This window comes from Inquilinus sp. YAF38, from assembly GCF_052113205.1.
Taxonomy (GTDB): domain Bacteria; phylum Pseudomonadota; class Alphaproteobacteria; order DSM-16000; family Inquilinaceae; genus Inquilinus.
The window spans coordinates 65,545-86,661 of record NZ_JBFRCU010000012.1 but is presented as its reverse complement, the minus strand read 5'-3'; the positions used below and the strand labels follow the sequence as shown (position 1 = coordinate 86,661).

Sequence of the window (21,117 nt, the reverse complement as noted above, 5' to 3'; positions counted from 1 at the left end):
GGCAGCTTAAGCCTCGGCGCCGCCATTTCGCGGCGCATTTGGTTCCCCCGGGAACAACCGAGGGCGCCGGATTTCATCTGTAACGATTTCGGCCGGTTCTGAAATCCGCAATTAACGCGGCTGACGACACTTGGCTCCTGCAGCCGGTGGTTCCCACCGGCCCGGATCGGGGGCCCTCCCGGTCCGGCGACATCAGCACGAGCCGACCGGCGGCCATTGCCGGGCAGGCATCACCACGACCCGTCGTTTCCGTCACAGGAGCGCCCGTCCCCACGGGCCTCTCCTGCGAGAGGGGAGAATCATGTCCGAACTCGCTTTCACCCGGAAGACCTCGATGGAGCGGCCGCAGCCGGCCCTGATCGTCGGCGGCCGCCAGGCCGCACCGCAGCGGCCAATGCCGAATCTGGCCTCGGTCGACCTGAACCTGCTGGTGGCGCTGGAAGCGCTGCTGCAGTTCCGCAACGTCACCCATGCCGCCCAGCATGTCGGCCAGAGCCAGCCGGCGATGAGCCGGGCGCTGGCCAGGCTGCGCGGCATGTTCAACGACGAGATCCTGGTCCGCACCTCGACCGGCCTGGCGCCGACGCCGCGCGGCGAACGCCTGGCCGTGCTGCTGCCGTCGGTGCTGGACTCGATCCGTGAGATGGTGACCAGCCGCAGCTTCGCCCCTGGGGAGTGGCGGTCGAGGGCGACGATGGCGATGCCCGACCACCAGGCGCTGGTGCTGCTGCCGCGCCTGCTGCCGCGGCTGCGCGAGCGCGCGCCCCTGCTCGACGTCGTCACCGATCCGTTGCTGGCCGGCGCGCTGCGGCGGCTCGAGCAAGGTGAGATCGACCTCGCCGTCGGGCAGATCGGCGACACCCCGCCCGGCTATTTCCGGCGCAGTCTGTACTCCGACCGCTTCGCCTGCCTGCTGCGGCAGGACCATCCGGCCCTGGCGCAGGAGTGGACGATCGAGAGCTTCTCGACCCTGCGCCACGCCGTCATCGCCTCGGGCTCCGAGGACGGCTTCGGCCAGGTCTATGACGGCCTGGCCAAGCTGGACCTGCCGGATCGCGACCCGATGCTGGTGCCCAACATGCTGACGGCGCCGGCGATGATCGCCGAGACTGACCTGGTGCTGACGGTGCCGCACCGCGTCGCCACCCGCATCGCCGCCATGATGCCGCTGGCGGTGGTCGAGCCGCCGCTGGAGCTGCCGCCCTATGAGGTGGCGCTGATCTGGCACGAGCGGCGCCATCGCGACCCGGACCACAGCTGGCTGCGCGGCGAGATCGCGGCGGCGGCCCTGGCGGCGGTGCAGGGCAACCAGCAGCTGGCCGAGGCGTCCTGATCCTCTCCGTGGATCATGCCGGTCCGGAACGACCGGGCCGGCCGCCTCAGACGCGCTCGCTATCCGCGGGCGCCAGGCAGGAGGACAGGCTTTCCGCCAGCAGCCGCGACCGCAGCGGCTTGCGGAGGACCTTGAGGACCCCGGCGGCCTCGATCTCGGTGGAATCGAGACCGCCGAAATGGCCGGTCATCATCAGGATCGGCAGGCCGGGACGGAGGCGATGCGCCTCGGCGGCCAGCTCGATCCCCGGCACCTCCGGCATCAGCGCATCGGTCAGGATCAGGTCGAAGCGGTCGGGATCGGCGCGGAAGGCGGCCAGGGCGGCGGCGCTGCTGTCGAAGCCGACCGGCTCGTAGCGCAGGGCGGCCAGCATCTCCTCCAGCAACAGCACCAGCGGCGTCTCGTCATCGACCACCAGGATGGTCTCGCCGCGCCCCCACAGGCCCGAAGCGTCGGCGATCTCATCCTCATTCACCACCGGTTCTTCGGTCAGCGGCAGATAGGCCTCGAAGGTGCTGCCGGCGCCGGGCCGGCTCTCCACATTCATGGCGCCGCCCTGCCCGGTGACGATGCCGTAGACCGTCGGCAGGCCGAGGCCGGTGCCGCTGCCCACCGCCTTGGTGGTGAAGAAGGGCTCGAAGATCCGCTTCATCACGCCGGCGTCGATGCCGTGACCGGAATCGGCGACGCTGAGGCGCACATAGTCGCCGGCCCCCAGGGGGCCATGCGACAGCACCGTATCCGACGGGAAGCGGGCCAGGTCGAGGCCGATCTCGATCCGGCCCTGCCCGTTCATGGCATGCGACGCGTTGGTGCACAGATTCATGACGATCTGCTGCAGCTCGGTGACGTCCCCGAGGATCGCCGCATCCCTGGCCTCGAACCGCCGGTGCAGCGCGACCGACGGCGGCAGGGAAGCGCGCAGTAGCTCCAGCGCCTCGGCGACCACGGGCTCCGGGTGGATCGCACGATAGCGGCGCTCGCGGCGGCGGCTGAAGGCCAGGATCTGGTCGATCACCGACTGCGCCCGCGTGCCCGCGGTCATGATCTGTTTCACATATTGCTGGGTCGAGCCGCTGCGGGTCAGCGTCGACAGCGCCAGCTCGCCATAGCCGAGGATCGCGCCGAGGATGTTGTTGAACTCGTGAGCGATGCCGCCGGCCAGGGCGCCGAGCGATTCCAGCCGCTGGGATTGGGCCAGCTGGATCTGCAGCGCCTCGCGCTGGACCTCGCCGCGCTCGCGCTCGATCGCGTTGGCGAAGCTTTCGGCCGCGGTGCGCAGCAGGGCGACGTCGGCCGTCGACCAGCGCTTCTCGGCCGTCACCCCCTCGAACATCAGCACGCCGGAGCGGTTGCCGGCCTTGCCCAGGGGGATCGACAGCCAGGAGCGAAGGCCGAGCAGCACCAGGCGGTCCTTGATCGGGCCGTCCGGCAGGGCGACGACGGAGGGCACATGGATCGTCCCGTCATCGGCCCCGGCCGAGATCGGCCAGTCATTCGCCAGGTCGAGCAGCATCCGGCCGGTTTCGGCGGTGTTCGGCACCTGGGGCTGCGACCATGAGTATTCGCGGGGCGCCGTGTCCAAGCCCCAGACGAAGATATGGGCGCGATCGAACAGCATGTGCCCGGCCAGCCGCGCCAGGCCCTGTTCGATGCCGTCGTCGAGGCTGGTCCGGGGCAGGTTGATGAAGTCGGTCGAGATCGTGGCGATCAGGTTTTCCAGGGCCAGGCGCTTCTCCAGCGCCCGCGCATTGGCCCGCAGCCGCAGGAACAGGTAGCAGACATAGGCGCCCAGCCCGACCGCCACGGCATAGAGCAGGAGGCGGAAATACAGGGCCCGCGTCGCGGCCCGGGCATAGGCGGAAAAATAGGCCTGCTTGATCGTCTGCGCCTGCTCCGCGATCGGTGCTGCCTGCAAGCGGGCGACGAGGCTGTCCACGGTCGGCAGGGCTGCGAGGATCAGGTGCCCGTGCATCACCAGGGCATCGACGTTCGGGGCCGCGTCGGCCGGCACGTCCAGGCTGCGCAGCCGGTCGAGCGCGGCCGACAGCTCGGCCGCCATCTCGCTTCTGGGGTCGGCCGCGAACAGCAGCATGGCGCTGGCCAGGCTGCCGATCTCCGACGCCAGGGCGGTCTGCCGCACGCCCTCCGCCTGATCGAGCTGCCGGGCCGTGTGATTGAAGAAGCTGAGCGAGTTCTGCAGCAGCGCGTTGCTGGATTTGAAGTCGTCGACCAGCCCTTCCTCGTCATCGACCGCCGCGGTCAGCTGCGCCACATCCTGGTCGATGGCGGTGCGCGCGTCGCCATCGGCAATGTCGCCGGCGGTCTTCAGGCTGACCGCCGCCTGCCGCAGCGCCGCGACGGATTGTACCAGCGGGTCATAGGTCCGCAGCAGCCCGGTGCGGGACCGCAGCACGTCGCGCTGCAGCGCGGCATTGTTGAGGTCGAGCGCGCGCAGTGCATCCAGGGTGCGCTCATGCTGCGCCGCGTCGGGCGTGGCGCCGTGAACCAGCAGATAGGTCAGTGCCAGCAGCAGGGCCAGAAGGGCGGCGCCCAGCGTTCTCATCGGGCTTCGGCGGCGGTGATCTGCGACAGCGGCCTGCCTTCGTATTCGCCGGTCAGCGTGCCCAGGAAGGCGATGATCAGGTCGCGGTCTTCCTGCGGCATGGTGCGGCCGAGCTGGGCCTGGGCCATGATCGTGACGGCCGCGTCGAGCGTGTCGGCGCTGCCGTCGTGGAAATAGGGCGCGGTCAGCGCGACGTTGCGCAGGCTGGGGACGCGGAACACCCGCCGATCCGATTCGCGACCGGTGATGGCGAAGCGGCCCTGGTCCGCGACATCGTCATCCTGCCGACCCGCGAAGGGATCGGAGAAGATGCCGAATTTCTGGAACAGGTTGCCGCCGACATTCCGGCCCTGGTGGCAGGCGATGCAGCCATAGGCCTTGAACAGCTCGTAGCCGCGCTTCTCGTCGGCGGTGATGGCCGTGGCGTCGCCGCGCAGGTAGCGGTCGAAGCGGGCATTGGGCGTCGACAGCGACCGCTGGAAGGTGGCGAGCGCATCGAGCACGGCTTCGCGGCTCGGCCCGGTGCCATAAGCCGATTCGAAGGCGCTGCGGATGCCGGAATCCTTGTTCAGTTTCGCTAGCACGTCGGGCCAGCGCGCATTCATCAGCCGAGGCTCCAGCAGCACCACCTCGTTATGGACCTCCAGAATCCGGTGGTTGCCGCGCCAGTTAAGGCGGAAATCGCCGGCGACATTGAAGATCGTCGGCGTGTTGAAGGGCTCCAGCTCGCCATTGGCGCCTTGCGAATGGGAGAGGCCATCGGCCCCGCCGCGATTGAATTCGTGACAGGAGGTGCAGGAGCGGACATCGCCGCCGGACAGCCGGACATCCGAGAACAGCGCTTTGCCGAGCGTCACCTTGGCGGGGTCCAGGGTCCGGTCCGGCTCGATCGGCGAGATCGGCTCGTCCCGGACTGGGTCGACGCCCTGCCCCAGCGCCACGCCGAACACCAGCACCGCCAAGCCGGCCGCAACGCCCCACACCAATCCCCGCGAGGCTCTCATCACAGCGACTCCACGACGGGGGCGAAGACGTAACCGATGCCGCGCTCGGTCCGGATCAGGGCCGGGTCGCTGGGATTGGCCTCGAGCTTGCGGCGCAGGCGCAGGACCAGCACGTCGACGCTGCGGTCGAACACCTCGGCGTCGTGCACCCGGCTGGTGACCAGCAGTTGCTCCCGGGTCATCACCCGCTGCGGCGACCGGACGAAGGCGGTCAGCAGGTTGAACTCGCCGGAGGTGAGGCTGACCTCGGCGCCCGCCGGGGAGGTCAGGCGCCGCCGGGCGATGTCGAGCTCCCACCCCTCGAAGCGGTAGCGGGCCCGGCTCTCGCGCCGGCGCGCCCGTTCCCCTGCCGATTCGAGGCGCCGGAGGACGGTGCGGACCCGCGCCACCAGCTCGCGCAGGGCCAGGGGCTTGGTCAGGTAGTCGTCGGCGCCGAGCTCGAGCCCGATGACCCGATCCATCTCCTCCAGCCGGTGGCCGGTGATCAGGATCACGGGCGCGTCCGAGCTGGTGCGCAGGCCGCGCATCAGATCCATCCCGTCCTCCTGCCCCAGCTTCAGGTCGAGGATGACCAGGTCGATCTCCTCCGTCGCCAGGATCCGCGTCATTGCCGCACCCGAGGCGGCCGGCCGGACCTCGAAATCATGGCGTTCGAGATATTCACAGATCACGTCGCGCATCGCCGGATCGTCATCGACCACGAGAATACGTTTCACCGCGTAACCTCGCCCGCGAGTTCGCCCAGATCTGTCTCCACACGATTGAACATGGCGGTGAGCGGCAAAAGCATTGGAAATACTGCCTCATCTGCCGGAAGCGCCACCCCGCCCGGAGACATAGCACCATACCACTTTCGTATGAAGAGATTCCGCCCCGGGGCCGCCTAGGATGAACCCATGGCGCGCACACAGGCGGAACGGGAGGAACGGTTGCGGAGAGACAGCAAGGCCCCTCCGGCCCGGTAGCCGCATGATCGAGCATCGATACGACTGGGCGGCGAAGACCGATGCCGGAGCCGTCCGCCGGCACAATGAGGATGCGTTCCTCCTGCGGCCCGAGCAGGGTCTCTGGGCCGTCGCCGACGGCATGGGCGGCCATCTGCGCGGCGACCACGCCAGCCGCACGGTCATGGACGCCCTGGCACAGGGCGATCCCAGCACCTCCGTCGAGGAGATCCGCACGCGAATCGCCGCGGCCCACCAGGCGCTGCTGGCCGAGGCCGCCGGCCTCGGCGACGGCGCGGTGATCGGCGCGACGGTGGTCGTCCTGGCCGTCCAGGACGGCCGCTTCACTTGCCTGTGGGCGGGGGACAGCCGGCTGTACCGGCTGCGCGACGGGGTGCTGCGGCAGCTCACCCGCGATCATTCCTATGTCCAGCGCCTGATCGACAGCGGCAGCCTGACCGCTGAGGAGGGGCGCCGCCATCCCGGCGCCAATGTGATCACCCGCGCGGTCGGCGCCGCGGGACCGCTCGAGCTCGACATGGTGCAGGGCGACAGCCGGCCCGRCGATATCTACCTGCTGTGCAGCGACGGCCTGAGCAATGTTGTCGCCGATGCCGAAATCGCCGACCGGCTGGCCACCCTGCCCTGCGAGCAGGCATCCGCGGCGCTGCTGGAGCTGGCGCTGGCGCGCGGTGCCCCCGACAACGTCACCCTGGTCGTGCTGGCGCATCTCGCGGACGCCTGACCAGCGAGTTCACATCAGACTTCTCCCCAGAAGAATCGTCATTGCGAGGAGGTGAAGCCGACGAAGCAATCCAGGGCTCCGCCAAGCGGCCCTGGATTGCTTCGCTGCGCTCGCAATGACGATCTTTTCCTGGGCAGTCGGTATCAGGCACCTTCCGCTACTTCGCCCGATCGATCCCGGGCCGTCCTCCGCGTGCGGAGGCCGGCCCGGCGAGCATCTACGCCGCGGCCGCGACAGCCGTGGTTTCGATGCGCTTGAGACCCTTGCTGACACTGTCGAGCCCCTCCCGCAGCGTCTCGCCGACGGCCCCCTGGCCGACGTCGAAGGGGGGATTGTCGAGCAGGCCAATAATGGTGTTGCCCTCCAGATAGCTGAGATTCGCCTGGACCGTACCCTCGACGATCTGGATCGCCTTCGACCTGTCGTCGCCTTCCTGCTCGACGATAGCGGCGAGCTGGTCGGAGATCTTGCCGTCGATCCGCGTGAAGATATCGTCGACATGCCGCCAGGTGCCGCCGAGGTCTTCCACCTTGACGATCTGGTTGACCCTGCGCTTCACCTCGTCCTTCTGCTGGATCGCTGCGTTGCGGTGCGCCTCCCACATCTCCTTGATGCTTTCGACCAGGCTGGCGACGAGGTTGTCCCCGTCGGCCGTATCCGCTTTCTTGAAGCCGAGCAGGCCGATGAGTTGGTCGTCCTTCGCGAACATCTGCTGCACGACGGCGACCAGGCGCTGCACGGCCTTGCGCTTGCCCTCCGCGTCGCCGTCCTGCTTGGGCCATCCCGATGCCACCATGCCTGCGATTCGGTCGGGGCTCGCCTGGTTCAGCGGGTAGGGCAGAAGGCGCTCCTGGGCCCGCGCCTTGGCCAGCTTGAACAGGCTTTCCGTTACCTCCTCCGGGTTGACGTCGTCGGTGGAAACGCTGTCGAGATCGATCCCGTTCACCAGGACCTTCTCGCGGGCCGGCTTGTCCTGCTCGCCGTCGTCGGCCGGCGGGGTCGTCTTCACATACTGCAGGTTCCGCAGGTTCTCGGGATAGGCCAGCATCAGCAGCAGCCGGCTGGTGAGGTTGTGCAGCCGCATCTCCCGCTCTTCCGGCGACAGGCCGGCCAGCATGTCCTCGAGCCAGGCCGTGATCTTGTCGGTCAGCGGGCCCAGCTCGGCCTTCCGCTCGACGCCGATCTGCCGGCTCAAGCTCAGCGCGTGGCCGGCAATGGTCGCAGACGCGGTGGCGATGCCCGTCTTCAACTCGTCCGAGAGGGGCTTGTCGCCGTCATCCTCCTCGTCCTCGCTGTCCGACTCCTCCACGCCCTCCGTCCCATCTTCCTCGGGGAGGTTGTCATCCCTGGCCACGCCGGCCTCGGGCGTCAGGATCGGTGAGCCTTCCGAGTCCGAATCCGCGTCCTGGCCGCCCGCCGGGCCGGGCTGTTCGGCCACGGTCGCATGCGGATCGACATCGGCCTCCTCGGACGAGAACTTCTGCTGGTTTTCCGCCTCGGTCTGAGCGAACAGGTTCTCCTGATCCTCCGGAAGAGCGACCTCCGGAGCGATCGAGTTGTAGGGAACCGGTATGCCGAAGCCGTCCTTGAAATACTCCTTGAGACCCTTGCCCAGGGACTTCGCGCTGCCCTTCTTGAGCCTCACATTGAGAACGCCCTCCTGGTCCAGCCTGACCAATCCGAGCGCCACAAGCTTGAAATCCTTGTCCTTCTTGACGTCGATCTTATCGGGCTTCCCCTCATAGTTCATGTTCTTCAGCTTGTTCGACAGTCCGTTAAGGCCCGCCGGCATGACGAGCGCTACCGGCTGATCGGCCTTCCCGATAAAGGCCAGAGCGATGCAGCACTCGGCGTTGTTCCTGCTCGTCTCTTCGATCCAGTCCCGAGACTTCTTGGCCCGGGCCTTGTTGTGCACAAACGTCGCCATGATTCACCTCTCTTGAACAAAACGGTTGAAGAACTCGGATGCGGGATGGGTTTTGCCGATCCTCACAGGTCCCGGTCCCATTCGGCGGATTTGGCTTCGCCGCCGGCCGGCGGCCTGACCGACCAGCCGTGCCGTGCCCAGCGGCCGTCGACCAGGGCCGCAAAGCCATCCGGCGCGACCAGTCCGGCGCTGACCGCCACGCCCGGCGGCACATGCCGGGCGCCGGTGGTCCACCACATGGCCCCGCGCCCGGCCAGTGCCGCGACCGCAGCCGGTGCCGCCGAGGCGATCGGCAGCTCGACCCAGGTGCCGGACCCGTTCTCCCGGGGCGGGGACTGAGGGACTGCCGCGCTGTGGACGACCGACCAGGGCGGCAGGTCGCGGCCGAGTTCGGCGAGGTCGAAACCCTCGCCCAGGGCGTCGAGCGCCAGGGCCTCGGCGGCGGCGAACCAGGGGCCGCTGCCCGCCATCAGCCCGATCGGATCGACCGGCCGCTCGATCTCCTGCCCCAGCATCAGCGGGAAGCAGCGCCCGACCGCGTCGACGCTGGGCATCAGCACGCCGATCAGCGTGAACCGGCCGCAGGCGCCGGCGGGCAGGATGAAACGCCACAGCGGCGCGACGAAGAACAGCTCGGCCCAGTCGGCGCCGATCGCGGCCTCGCCGGCGGCCAGCGACTGCTGCAGCCAGGCGTCCCAGCGGCCGACGGTCTCGGGCCGCAGCCCGGCGCCGATGAAATCGGCACGGGCCGGCAGCTTGCCGTAGAAGCCGCAGGGCCGGTCTGCGGCCGGCCCTGCCACCGCCCGGGCGCTCACAGATCCTGCGGGCATCGGAACTGCGCCAGCAGCTTGCCGGACAGCGGGTTCATCACGCTGTCGGCCTGGAGGATGAAGGTCGCCCAATGGGTGCCGGCCGCCAGCCGCAGCTGCAGCCGGTCGGAGCCGCCGAGGCGCTGCGAATCCGCCTGGTCCAGCAGCCGGAACAGGCCCCAGGCGCCGGCCCGGGACAGGGTCGCGTCCTGATCGCCGGTGAAGGTGACCGAGGCTCCGCCGACACCGCCGGTCGCCGGCCAGCGGAAATGCATCGCCCCGGACTGGCCCCGCCGGCTTTCCAGCCGCTGGCCGTCGATGTCGACCACCACCGTGTCGGTGGACGGATCGGTCTCCGCAACCGTCAGCACGAAGCCGACCGAGGGCTGCGCACCGGCATCCTGGAACATGCTGTCGCGGATCGCCGCCGCCCGCTGGAACTGGGCCAGGGTGCCGCGGTCGAGCCGGAAATCGACATTGCCCGCCGGCCGCACCTTCCACGTCCCTTCGGACATGTCGACGAAGGGGGCCAGGTTCGCCGTGAAGAAGCCGTCGATCGCGCCGTTGCGGCCGAACAACCGGGCGAAGTCGCTGAGGGGGACATCCTGGCCGGAGCCGGGGCTGAAGGGATACCGCCCTTCGGTCGCTTGCTGGCACAGGGCGCCGGGGCCGCTGCTCCAGACGCTGGTCAGCTGGCGCTTGGCGCCGGTGATCGACAGGTCCGAGCTGGTGCGGCTGACGCCGAGGATCCATTGCCGGATCGGCTCGGGCAGGCTGGACGCCCCGGCCTCGATCTGGCGGATCGCGACGGCCGCCTGGTCGCCCTTCTGCAGCGAGCCGCCGCCCAGCCCCTGCATCTCGCTGAGCGAGCGGTACAGGCCGCCGAGGTCGCGGATGGCGCTGTCGATCGGCGCCTGGGCGTCGGCCTGGCTGTTCGGCGGCACATCGACCAGCTGGTGCAGCGACTGGAAGTGATCGTTCAGGTAGCGCCGGGCGATCCCCTCGGGCGTGTCCACTGCCGACTGCGACCGGAACAGCGCCTCGAGCTTGCTCGGCGGCACCTTGCCCGGCGGGGCGGCGCCGTCGCCGGCCGGCGGCGCGTCCGCGGGCGCCGGCGGCCGCTCCAGCTTGGTCTCCTGCGCCGCCGCGACCAGCAGCAGGCGGATCGGCGAGGTCGGCGCGGCCAGCGTGTTCAGGGTGCGCAGCGAATCGTCGACCGTCCGCATCGGTCGGATGGCGATGTCGCCGATCAGCTGGTCCCAGCGCAGTGCGAATTCCTGGGCGTAGAGCGCCGACGCCTCGCGCTGCAGCTTCAGGCCGGCGTCGCTGCCGGCCGGGGCCGCGGCCGCCTGCGGGTCCAGCACCCAGCCATCGGCGGCGACGGCGTCGGCCACCTGCGGCAGCAGCGGCAGGAAGGCGTCGTAGAAGCCGGCGCTGGTGTAGATGCCGGGGATACCGGCGCTGAGCGGCTGCCCCGACCGGCGGGTCAGCACGCCCTCGGCCACCGGCCCGGCATGGTCGGCCAGGCGCCAGCTCGGCTCCCGTCCCGCCTCCGGGCTGGCCACGACGGCATCGAGCACCCGGCGGGCGAGCGAGATGCCCTGCAGCTTGGCGCGGCTCTTCTCGATCAGGTCGCCGTTCAGCCCGATATTCGACAGCGGGCCTTCCAGCATGGCGTCGAGATGGCCGGCCAGCGCGCGGCGCAGCCCGGCATCGGCGTCGCCCGGAAACTGCACACCCCAGTCGAGCGCCATCCAGTTGCTGACCACGTCGCGCTGCATCGGCCCTTGCTGGCCCAGGATCAGATAGACCTTCAGCGCCTCGTAGAGGAATGCCGGGTCGTCCTGCCGCTCCGCCAGCACCGTCTCCAGCCGCAGGACCAGCCGCGGCAGCAGCAGGGTGTTGAGAGCGTGGCGATAGGCTGCCCGCGTCTGCACCCCGAGCTTGTCGCTCTGGTCCAGGCCGAAGCCGGCGAGGCGGTCGGGCGCGGCATCGCCTGACGCATAGCCGGTCGGGATCTCACGCAGCTTCTGCAGCAACGGCACGATCGGCCGCAGGTCGGCGCTGTCGACCCGGTCGAGCTTCAGGGTGTTGGCCTCCGCGGCGTAGCTGCTGGCGGTCAGTTGCACGCTCTCGATCAGGTCGACATTCCGCTGGTAGCTGACCGTCCACAGGATGCCGGCCGCCGCTACCACCGCCGCGATCCCGGCATAGAGGCCGTATTGGATCCGCCGCCGGCGCCGCTCGGCGCGGGGGTCGGCATTGACCAGCCCGGCTTCGGCGAAGACCACCTCGCGCAGCAGCCGGCTGATGAAATAGCTGCGCTTTTGCCCGCCGAATGTCGGGCGCGGCGGCCGGGCGACGTCGAAGGTCCGCGCCATCGCCTCGACCACGCGGTCCAGCGGCGTGCCGACCTGCGTGCCGCTGACGAAATAGACGCCGCGGAGCATGATCGGCTCCTCGAACGAATTCGGGGCGAAGGCCTCCTGCATGAACTGATGGGTCAGGTGCTTCAGGCTGGCGACCTGCTGCGGGAAGCCGAACACCAGGGCCCGGCGCTGGATATCGCTCTCCTGCTGCATCCGCTCCAGCAAGCGCTCGCCCAGGCGGCCGACCAGCGCGTCGTATTCCGCCTCATAGGCCTCGATCGAGCCGCCCTCACGCTCCGGCTCATGCGCGAAGGTGAAGCCCCAGACCGATTCCCGCCCCTCGCGGCCGAGATCGTCGAAGAACTCGACGAAGCCGGCCAGCAGGTCGCTCTTGGTCAGCATCACATAGACCGGCAGCCGCAGGCCGAGCTCCTTGTACAGCTCGAGCACGCGCTGGCGGATGCGGGCGGCGTGGTCGAGCCGCGCCTCCTCGGAGGTCGAGGTCAGCTCGCTGATCCCGATCGCCACCAGCACGCCGTTCAGGGGCTGGCGCCGCCGATTACGCTTGAGCAACCGAAGGAAACCCAGCCAGGCGGCCTTGTCCTGCTCGGCGTCGCTGTCCTGGGTCATGTAGCGGCCGGCGGTGTCGATCAGCACGGCGTCGTCGGTGAACCACCAGTCGCAGTTGCGCGTGCCGCCGACCCCGCCGACCGCCTTGCGGCCGAACTTGTCCGCCAGCGGGAAGCTGAGCCCGGAATTGACGATCGCGGTGGTCTTGCCCGACCCCGGCGGGCCGATCATCACGTACCAGGGCAGCTGGTACAGCCAGCGCCGGCCGCTGGCCCCGGCGAAGCGGCGCCCCTTCAGCGTGCCCAGGGCCTCGCGGAAGCGGCCGGAGATCGTCTCCAGCTCCTTGCCCGCGGCTCCGTCCCGCCCGCCGGCACGCGGGGATTGCGCGGTGCCGGTCTCCTCCGTCTGCCCGGTCCCGAATCCGGTCAGCGCATTCGAGACCCGCGACTGCACGAGGCTCTGGAAATGCGACTGGATCATGTAGGTGACGGTGTAGCCGACCGGGATCAGCATCGACGCGATGATCTGGCTGCTGAGGTTGTCGAGCGGGGCGAAGCCCGCGATCGAGATCAGCGGCCCGAGCGTGAAGATCAGGGCACAGACGATCCCGGTGCCGAGGCCGACATAGAGCCATTTCGACCGGAGTGCGCTCTTGATGGACTGCATGGCCGTCCGTCCCCTCAACTATTCGTCGACTTGCTGATGATGATCTCGGTCCGGCGGTTCTGCTGGCGGCCCTCCGGCGTGTCGTTCGACGCCACCGGCTCGGTGCTGCCCCGGCCCTCTTCCCGCACGCGCCCGGGCTCGTTCATCTTCGAGGTGATGATCTCGCCGACCGATTTGGCGCGGGCGAGCGACAGGTGATAGTTCGACGGGAAGGCCAGCGACCGGATCGGCGTGGCGTCCGTGTGCCCGGTCAGCAGGACGGCCCCCGGCTGGTCGTTCAGCGCCTCACCGATCCGCCGCAGCAGCGGCTCGAACTGGCTCTTCACGATCGGGCTGGCGGAATCGAACATGCCGGCGCCGCGGATGGTGACGACGATCTGCTGGGCGTCCTCGGCCACCGTGACCAGCCCTTCGCGGATCTCGGGCTCGAGGAAGCGCCGCAGCCGGTCGCCGCGCATCACGATCACCGGCGGCGGCGGCGCCACCCGCGCCAGGGTGACCGCACCGGTCGGCGGCAGCGCGGCGAGGTCGTCGAAGACCGGGTCGGAGCGGCCGTTCAGCGCGAACAGCAGCCCGGCATAGAGCAGCAGCAGCAGCGCCACGCCTGCCGCCCCGACCACCCAGGCGGGAACGATGCCGCGCAGCAGCTTGCGGGCGGCGGCTACACCCCGCCAGTGGGGGGAGATGTCGCGTTCGAACTCGCCGCGGGCCGCGCGGATCAGGCGGTAGACGTCCTCGCGCAGCACGCTGAGCTCGGACGCGCCGCGGGGCGCGATCCGGAACCGGCCCTCGAAGCCCAGGCTCATGCAGTAGTAGAGCAGCTCCAGCAGGTCGACATTGACGCCCGGGTCCTTCTTCAGCTGCGCCAGCAAGTCGAAGAACCGGTCGCCGCCCCAGGTCTCGCTGAACAGCGATCCGACCATGCTGCGCGTGGTCCAGACGCTGCGGCTGCCCCAGGGCGTGTTCAGGACGATGTCGTCGATCGTGGCGCAGAGCGCGTATTTGCTGGCCTTGATCGCCCGCGGCGCCAGGCCCAGCGGGGTGACCCGGCGCTCGAAGGCGTCGATCTCGCGCAGCACCCGGAGGCGCAGGCCCTCGACATCGGGATGGCTGCTGCTGTTCTTGAGCTGGGCGCAGAGGCCCAGCAGCGCCGCCGCGGCCGCTACCAGCGGGCCGAGCCGGTCGAGCGCCAGCGCCTCCCAGAACCGCTCGGCCGGCGAGGCCTGGGATGGCGGCGGGGGTACCAGGGTCAGCCGCCCGCCCGGATTGGGGCGGGCGGGCCCCCGCGGCAGCAGGACGGTTTCCTCAGTCATCGCCATCCAGCCCTTCTCCTTCCGGACGGGCGCTGCCATCCGTGTCCTTGCGTTCCGGTCCCCGCGGGCGCGAGGTTTCGGCGCGATAGGCGCGCGCGAAATCGGCGCCGAAGATGCGGAGCGCGTCGTTCTCGAGGCCGGAGACCACGTCGTCGAAGATCCGCCGGTACTCGTCCCAGCCCCGGGCCTTCCTGGTGCCCGGCCAGTGCCAGCCGGCCTGCCCGACCGTCCGCTCGACCGAGGTCGGCGACAGACGGTCGCAGACGCTGCGCAGCGCCTCCTGCAGCGCCGCCAGCATGGCGACCTCATGCGCCCTGATGTCGGAGAAGGCCTGCTCGACCGCCGCGTCGCCGCGGATGAAGCCCGGGATCTCGACGCAGAGCAGCGTGTGCATCGCCTCCTTCGCGTCCAGCGTGAACTTCAGCGGGTTGTTGCCCGAGCGCTCGATCATCGTGCGCTCGATGCCGAATTCCTGCTTCGCCAGCTGGCGGGCCGAGAGGATGCCGTGCAGCCCGGCGACGGAATGCAGCAGCATCCGCCCCGCCCGATCCATCATGGTCGTGAGGTCGGCCGCGCCGACATCCGCAGGCGACAGGCCGCAGGCGGCGAGGAAGGCGGCCACGGCGCGATCGGCGTCGCCGCCGGGGGCTGCAGGCTGATCCGCCACCGGGCGAGGTGGTGGGGCAGGCTGCACCTCCGGCTGCGATGGCGGCGGGGCCTCGAGGATGTCGTCGTCGTCCGGTGGCCTGACGGTGTCGACCCGGGTGAAGGCCGGCGCGGGTTTTGCCGTCGGAGCAACGCCGAGCTCGGCCATGATGTCCCAGTCGTCGGGGATCGCCTCGACGCCCGACCTCGGCTGCACGAAGACGACGGCGTGCTCCGGCACGTGGTCGGCATAGGAGGCGGCCGGCTTGCGAACCGCCGCCCAGTCGTCCGCCGGCGGGTCCCGCGGCGGGCCGAAGCCCGAGGCCGGCAGCAGGTCGCCGTCGATCTCGCCGAGCAGCGGCTCCTCGCGCCGGCTGGTGATGCCGCCGCCGAGCGAGGGGCCCATCTGGACCGTGCCGAGGAAGCTCAGCTCCTCCGCCGGCGGTGCGGTGCGTTCCGGCTCGTCGGCCTCGACCACGGGCGGCGTCGAGCCCGGCGCCGCGATGACGTCGATGCGGTAGCTGCCGATCTGGATGACGTCGCCGGCCTTGAGCGCCACCGGCACCTCGCGCGGCAGCGCCTCCGACTCGTCATTCAGGAAGGTGCCGTTGCGGCTGCGGTCGATCAGGACGAAGCGGCCCTGCGCCGGCTCGATCGAGCAGTGGTGCTTGGAGATGGTCTGCTGCGCGTCACGCAGGACCAGGCCGTTGTCATCGGCCCGGCCGATGGTCAGCGCGTCCTCGGCCTCGACCAGACCGTCGGCTCCGACGGTCTCGGGCAGGCTGGAGTCCGGGCTGTCTACGCGTAGGACGAGGGCCATGGGGGACACCTGGTCGGTTGCGGGTTGCTACTGGCCACGGATGGCCCAGAGCGCCATTTCGAGGTTCGGGAAGTCGCCGGCGACATGCAGCGCCAGGCCGCCGGAATGGCGCATGTCCTTCCAGAACGGGCTCTGCTGATCGACCTCGAAATAGGTGACGCCGACATGGAAGGGGATCTGACGCGGCGCCACCGGCAGCGGGTTGATGATGATCCCTGGCAGCGCGACGTTGACGAGCTCCTTGATCTTCTCGGCCGGGCCGATCTTGATCTGGGTCGGGAATTCGCGGCGCAGCCGGTCGACCTCGACATCGGCGCGGGCGGCCAGCACGAAGGTCGCGGTCGTGAACAGCGAGCGGTCGGCGACCTCGGCAATGTGGACGCCGTATTTGTGCTGCTTGAGCGGCACCGGCACCGCCGTCTGCTCCAGGACGGCGCTGAGCGAGGATCGGATCGACTGGATCACCGGCCGGAAGCTGAGCGCCAGGTCCTCGTGCCTGTAGCCGCCGAAGGCCGGCGGCCGCTTCTCGGTCCGGGCATAGGTGGCCAGCTCGCCGGCGAGCTGGACCATCAGGCCGTACAGCGCTTCCGGATGCACCACCGCGGCGGCGGAGAGATGGGAGAAATAGGGCTCGTAACGGTTGATCGCCTGCAGCAGCAGGAAGTCGGCGATCTCGGCCACGCCGCGCGTGCCCGATTGCGACACCCGGGCGGCCAGGGCCTCGCCGCGGTGATGCAGCAGGCCGGTGATCTCGGTGATGAAGTTGGCGAGGATGCGGGAGCCGGCGCAGTCCATGGTCGGGGGGATATGGGTGTCGTCGAGCACGACCTGCCGGTCGGCCCTGACCTCGACCAGCCGGGCGATCGGCAGGCAGGAGAAGCCGGCCCGGTCCGCACCGTCCGGCAGCAGTTGGAAGCGCAGCCGCGCCACCTCGATCGAGGCGCCGTCGCGCTCGCCGGCATTGGTGTCGACCAGGTCCTGGTCCGCCACGGCGAAGCGGATCGGCACGTCGGTCGCCGCGCGCCCGTCGGTTTCGACTGCCCCGGGCTGATACAGCGGCACGGCCAGGTGGATCAGCGAATCCCGCAGATGCTCCGGCACCTCATAGGGGGTGGGCTGGTCGGCGTCGTCGGGGATGCTGAACGGCGTGCCGTCCTCCATCACGCCACGGGCCGTCTCGATCGCGATCTTGCCGAGGCTGAGCAGCTCACGGTTCAGCCGCAGCTCGGTGACGCCCCAGCCATAGCCGCGCAAGGCGGCCGTGCGGCTGCGGACGAGCTTTTCGACATAGCGGTCGCTCTGCTGGAAATGCTGCGGCCGGAGGAACAGCCCTTCCGACCAGACGACCCTGTTGTCCCAAGACATCCTGCGCTCCGCTTCATCCGAGGCCGCCCGGGTACGGGCCAGCGATCAGGGATGCGGACACTCTGACGGCATCCGGCGCGTCCCTTACATGCGCAGTTGATATCCGGGCATTCGGGATCGGGATGCGGCAAGCCTGCCGCAACATGCCCGCATATCAATCGCGCATGCAGTGCGGCGCCAAGGCTTCGCTAGATTTCCGAAATCGAACGACCGCCCCTTCCCCCGGATCTTCTTGGCTTTACTGCCGGGACCCGAAGGCGGCGCGAACCGGAAAGCCGTAGTGACGGACATGGTCATGCTCGACGCAGATCATCTGCTGAAGCCGGTCGACGACAGCGACGCGTGCGGCGAGGCCCTGGACTACGATCTGGGCTTCCTCGAGCTCGAGATGGCGTCGCAGGGCAAGCCGGGCCAGCAGATCGGCGATGCCGTGGTGGCCGAGGAGCCCCCCGACTGGCGCGAGGTCTGGCGCCTGGGCCTCGACCTCGCCGGCCGCACCAAGGATTTGCGCATCGGGGTGCTGCTGGCGCGCTCGGCCCTCAACCAATCCGGCTTCACCGGCCTTCGCGGGGGGCTGGAGCTGCTCGCAGGCTATGTCGAGCAGTTCTGGCCAAACCTGCATCCGCGGCCGGATGCGGAGGATGGCGACGATCAGACCGTGCGCCTCAACACCCTGGCCAATCTCTGCGACCCGGCCGGGCTGATGGCGGAGATTCGCCAGGTACCCCTGACCGCGTCGCGGCAGTTCGGCAACTTCACGCTGCGCGACTGCATCGAGGCGCAGCGGCCCGGCGAGATCGACCTCGCAGCCGTCGAGCGTGCCTTCGGCGACACCGATCCCGGCCGGCTCGACCGGGCCGGCGCAGATCTCGACGCCGCTTTGGCCGCCGCGATCCGCCTGGATGCCGGCATCAAGCAGCGCGTCGACATCACCGAGGCGGTCCGCTTCGATCCGCTGATCGCCCTGCTGCACCAGGCCAAGGAGCTGGTCGACGCCCACCGGCCCAGCGCCGCGCCGGCAGCCGAGACGCCGCAGGGAGCGACGGCCCCCACAGCCCTGACCGGCGAGATCCGCGATCGCAACGACGTCATCGGATCGCTCGACCGGATCTGCCGCTGGTACCGGGCGAATGAGCCGGCCAGCCCGGTGCCGGCCCTGCTGGAACGGGCGAAGCGGCTGGTCTCCAAGGACTTCATGGCTCTGCTCCTGGAGCTCGCGCCGGAGGGCGCCGCCCATTACCGCTCGATCGCCGGCCTGGCGGCCGACGAGAGCCCCTGACGACCGGAGCCGCCCCACACAAGGAGAATTGAAGAGATGGCAAAGGCCAGCAGTCAAAAATTCATCGCGCGCAACCGGGCGCCCCGGGTCCAGATCGAATACGACGTCGAGACCTACGGCTCGAACAAGAAGGTCCAGCTGCCCTTCGTCGTCGGCGTCATGTCCGACCTCGCCGGCAACCCGACCGAGGCACTGCCGCCGGTGGCCGATCGCAAGATGATGGAGATCGACATCGACAATTTCGATGATCGGCTCCGGTCCATCAAGCCGCGGGTGGCGCTGCGGGTGCCGAACCGGCTCACCGGCGAAGGCCAGCTCGCGGTCGACCTGACCTTCGAGAGCATGGAGGATTTCTCGCCGGCGGCGGTGGCCCGCAAGGTCGACAGCCTGAATCGCCTGCTCGAGGCGCGGACGCAGCTGTCCAACCTCCTGACCTACATGGACGGCAAGAACGGCGCCGAGGAGCTGGTCGCCCGGCTGCTCGCCGACCCCACGCTGCTCAGCGCCCTCGGCCACGCGCCCAACCCCAAGGACCAGCCGGACACGGTTCCGTCCCCGGCCCCAGAGACGGAGGAGAACTGACCATGTCGTCCGCAGTCACCCGGTCCGCCGAGGCGCAGGCCGCCCCGGCCACCACGGTCGATCCCGGCGATTTCGCCAGCCTGCTGCAGCGCGAGTTCAGGACCCGGTCGGACCAGGCCCAGGAAGCGGTCGAGACCGCCGTCCGGACGTTGGCCGAGCAGGCCCTGCGCGACACCTCGGTGATCAGCGACGACGTCGTCGACACCATCCAGTCGATCATCGCCTCGATCGACGAGAAGCTGTCGGCGCAGATCAACGAGGTGTTGCACCATGAGGAGTTCCAGCAGCTGGAATCGGCCTGGCGCGGCCTGCATCACCTGGTCTTCAACACCGAGACCGACGAGACGCTGAAGATCCGCGTCTTCCCGATCTCGAAGAAGGAGCTGTCCCGCAACCTGCGCAAGTACAAGGGCATCGCCTGGGACCAGAGCCCGCTGTTCAAGAAGATCTACGAGGAGGAGTACGGCCAGATCGGCGGCGAGCCCTATGGCTGCCTGATCGGCGACTATTACTTCGACCACAGTCCGCCGGATGTCGAGCTGCTGTCGGCGGTGTCGCAGATCGCGGCCGCCAGCCACGCGCCGTTCATCTCCGCCGCCTCGCCGCATCTGCTGCAGATGGACTCGTGGCGCGAGCTGGCCAATCCGCGCGACATCACCAAGATCTTCCTGACCCCGGAGCACGCCGCCTGGCGGTCGTTCCGCGACGGCGAGAACTCGCGCTACGTGGCGCTGACCATGCCGCGCACCCTGGGGCGCCTGCCCTATGGCGCCAAGACCAACCCGGTCGATGAATTCGCCTTCGAGGAGGAGTCGGACGGCGGCGACAGCTCCAAGTATCTATGGACCAACGCCGCTTACGCCATGGGCGTGAACATCACCCGATCGTTCAAGCTGTATGGCTGGTTGTCGCGGATCCGCGGTGTCGAATCCGGCGGCCTGGTCGAGGACCTGCCGGTCCACACCTTCCCCAGCGACGACGGCGGCGTCGACCTGAAATGCCCGACCGAGATCGCGATCAGCGACCGGCGCGAGGCCGAGCTGTCCAAGAACGGCCTGCTGCCGCTGCTGCACCGGAAGAACACCGATCTCGGCGTCTTCATCGGCGCCCAGACCGTCAATAAGCCGATCAAATACGAGGACCCGGACGCCTCGGCCAATGCCGAGCTGAGCGCCCGGCTGCCCTACATCTTCGCGACCTGCCGCTTCGCCCATTACCTGAAGTGCATGGTCCGCGACAAGATCGGCACCTTCAAGGAGCGGCACGAGGTCGAGGAGTGGCTGAACCAGTGGATCCAGGGCTACGTCCACCCGTCGCCTGAGCTGGGCAGCGAGGAGAGCAAGGCGCAGCAGCCGCTGTCCTCGGCCGAGGTCAAGGTCGAGGAGGTCGCCGACAACCCTGGCTACTACACCGCCCGGTTCTACCTGCGGCCGCATTACCAGCTCGAGGGCCTGACCATCTCGCTGCGGCTGGTGTCGCGCTTGCCGTCGGCCCGCAAGGCCTGACGATCCGCTCCATCGGCGGAAGGAGGTCGCATGCGGCACGGCTGATCACTCCCGAGAGACTTCAACCCCATTCCAAACCACCAGATGAAGGAAGACGAACATGGCGTTCGACGCAGTCATGGTGTTCACGGCAGCATCCAAGGACGGCATTCAGCCCAAGGGTGAATCCCTCATCCTGAAGGACGGCATCACGCTGGCCGATGAGTGGAGCTTCTCGCTCGAGAACAAGCTCAACATCGGCCCGCACACCAGCGGCGCCGGCTCCGGCAAGGCCGAGTTCGAGGTCTTCACCGTCAAGAAGCAGGTCGATACCGCCTCGCCCCACCTGTATGTGGCCTGCGGCCGCGGCGCCCATTTCAGCAATGTCGACCTGAAGCTGTTCAAGGCGACCGGCTCCGGCACCAGCACGTCCGGCACCAACCTGTTCCTGCACTGGACCTTCAACATGCTGGCCGTGGAGAAGGTCGAGTGGTCCTACGCCGAGGAGGCGCCGGAGGAGACGGTCACCTTCCGGTTCGGCGCCTGCAAGGTCATCTACTACAAGCAGAACGACAAGGGTGCCCTGACGAAGCAGGGCGAAGGCATCTGGAACCAGATCGCCAACAGCACCGACTTCACCAAGCTCGTCGCCTGACGGGTTCGCGACCGGCCGGTGCCCCGGCCGGTCGCCCTTCC

Annotated in this window: 15 protein-coding genes; 6 read left to right on the top strand and 9 right to left on the bottom strand. The window is 69.2% G+C overall.

Translation table 11 applies throughout. The features are described from left to right. The first annotated feature begins 301 nt into the window (after nt 1-301). Nucleotides 302-1,333 carry a LysR family transcriptional regulator gene (locus AB4Z01_RS07960; protein WP_441692248.1) on the top strand — a complete coding sequence of 344 codons (1,032 nt, stop codon included), beginning with the start codon at nt 302-304 and terminating at the stop codon, nt 1,331-1,333. Nucleotides 1,334-1,379: 46 nt separating this feature from the next. Here the strand turns inward: AB4Z01_RS07960 and AB4Z01_RS07955 are convergent, their stop codons facing one another. From AB4Z01_RS07955 to AB4Z01_RS07945, 3 genes are read right to left on the bottom strand one after another with little or no spacing between them, the layout of a single operon-like run. Beyond that, entirely contained in the window at nt 1,380-3,899 is a 2,520-nt protein-coding gene (locus AB4Z01_RS07955) for a two-component system VirA-like sensor kinase (protein WP_441692246.1), read from the bottom strand. Beyond that, entirely contained in the window at nt 3,896-4,903 is a 1,008-nt protein-coding gene (locus tag AB4Z01_RS07950; protein WP_441692244.1) for a cytochrome-c peroxidase, read from the bottom strand. The genes AB4Z01_RS07955 and AB4Z01_RS07950 overlap by 4 nt, the downstream gene beginning before the upstream one ends. Continuing rightward, complete coding sequence (locus AB4Z01_RS07945; RefSeq protein ID WP_441692243.1) at nt 4,903-5,619, bottom strand: response regulator; 717 nt, start codon at nt 5,617-5,619, stop codon at nt 4,903-4,905. Before AB4Z01_RS07945 ends, AB4Z01_RS07950 begins: the two co-directional genes overlap by 1 nt. A gap of 253 nt (nt 5,620-5,872) precedes the next feature. Here AB4Z01_RS07945 and AB4Z01_RS07940 point away from each other — a divergent pair, with 253 nt between their 5' ends. Continuing rightward, nucleotides 5,873-6,592, top strand: a complete 720-nt coding sequence (locus tag AB4Z01_RS07940; RefSeq protein WP_441692241.1) for a PP2C family protein-serine/threonine phosphatase — start codon at nt 5,873-5,875, stop codon at nt 6,590-6,592. A 217-nt stretch (nt 6,593-6,809) separates the two neighbouring features. Here AB4Z01_RS07940 and AB4Z01_RS07935 read toward each other — a convergent pair whose 3' ends face one another. From AB4Z01_RS07935 to tssK, 6 genes are all read right to left on the bottom strand, one after another. Continuing rightward, entirely contained in the window at nt 6,810-8,519 is a 1,710-nt protein-coding gene (locus AB4Z01_RS07935; RefSeq protein ID WP_441692239.1) for a hypothetical protein, read from the bottom strand. Between the two features lie 62 nt (nt 8,520-8,581). Next, nucleotides 8,582-9,349, bottom strand: a complete 768-nt coding sequence (tagF, locus tag AB4Z01_RS07930; RefSeq protein ID WP_441692237.1) for a type VI secretion system-associated protein TagF — start codon at nt 9,347-9,349, stop codon at nt 8,582-8,584. Beyond that, nucleotides 9,331-12,933: a type VI secretion system membrane subunit TssM gene (gene tssM, locus AB4Z01_RS07925; protein ID WP_441692235.1), complete on the bottom strand. Its 3,603-nt coding sequence runs from the start codon at nt 12,931-12,933 to the stop codon at nt 9,331-9,333. Before tssM ends, tagF begins: the two co-directional genes overlap by 19 nt. 14 nt (nt 12,934-12,947) lie before the next feature. Next, nucleotides 12,948-14,246: a type IVB secretion system protein IcmH/DotU gene (gene icmH / locus AB4Z01_RS07920; RefSeq protein ID WP_441692234.1), complete on the bottom strand. Its 1,299-nt coding sequence runs from the start codon at nt 14,244-14,246 to the stop codon at nt 12,948-12,950. Then, a complete protein-coding gene (gene tagH / locus AB4Z01_RS07915) occupies nt 14,239-15,711 on the bottom strand; it encodes a type VI secretion system-associated FHA domain protein TagH (RefSeq protein ID WP_441692232.1) in 1,473 nt (490 codons plus the stop codon). Before tagH ends, icmH begins: the two co-directional genes overlap by 8 nt. 27 nt (nt 15,712-15,738) lie before the next feature. Next, nucleotides 15,739-17,076: a type VI secretion system baseplate subunit TssK gene (gene tssK / locus AB4Z01_RS07910; protein ID WP_441692230.1), complete on the bottom strand. Its 1,338-nt coding sequence runs from the start codon at nt 17,074-17,076 to the stop codon at nt 15,739-15,741. 295 nt (nt 17,077-17,371) lie between these two features. Between tssK and tssA the strand changes: the two genes are divergently transcribed. From tssA to AB4Z01_RS07890, 4 genes are all read left to right on the top strand, one after another. Then, nucleotides 17,372-18,355: a type VI secretion system protein TssA gene (tssA, locus tag AB4Z01_RS07905; protein ID WP_441692229.1), complete on the top strand. Its 984-nt coding sequence runs from the start codon at nt 17,372-17,374 to the stop codon at nt 18,353-18,355. 36 nt (nt 18,356-18,391) lie between these two features. After that, nucleotides 18,392-18,937, top strand: coding sequence for a type VI secretion system contractile sheath small subunit (tssB, locus tag AB4Z01_RS07900; protein WP_441692227.1), 546 nt, complete (start codon nt 18,392-18,394; stop codon nt 18,935-18,937). Nucleotides 18,938-18,939: 2 nt separating this feature from the next. Next, a complete protein-coding gene (gene tssC, locus AB4Z01_RS07895) occupies nt 18,940-20,442 on the top strand; it encodes a type VI secretion system contractile sheath large subunit (protein WP_441692226.1) in 1,503 nt (500 codons plus the stop codon). A gap of 100 nt (nt 20,443-20,542) precedes the next feature. Beyond that, complete coding sequence (locus AB4Z01_RS07890; protein WP_429232265.1) at nt 20,543-21,076, top strand: type VI secretion system tube protein Hcp; 534 nt, start codon at nt 20,543-20,545, stop codon at nt 21,074-21,076. Nucleotides 21,077-21,117 lie beyond the last annotated feature (41 nt).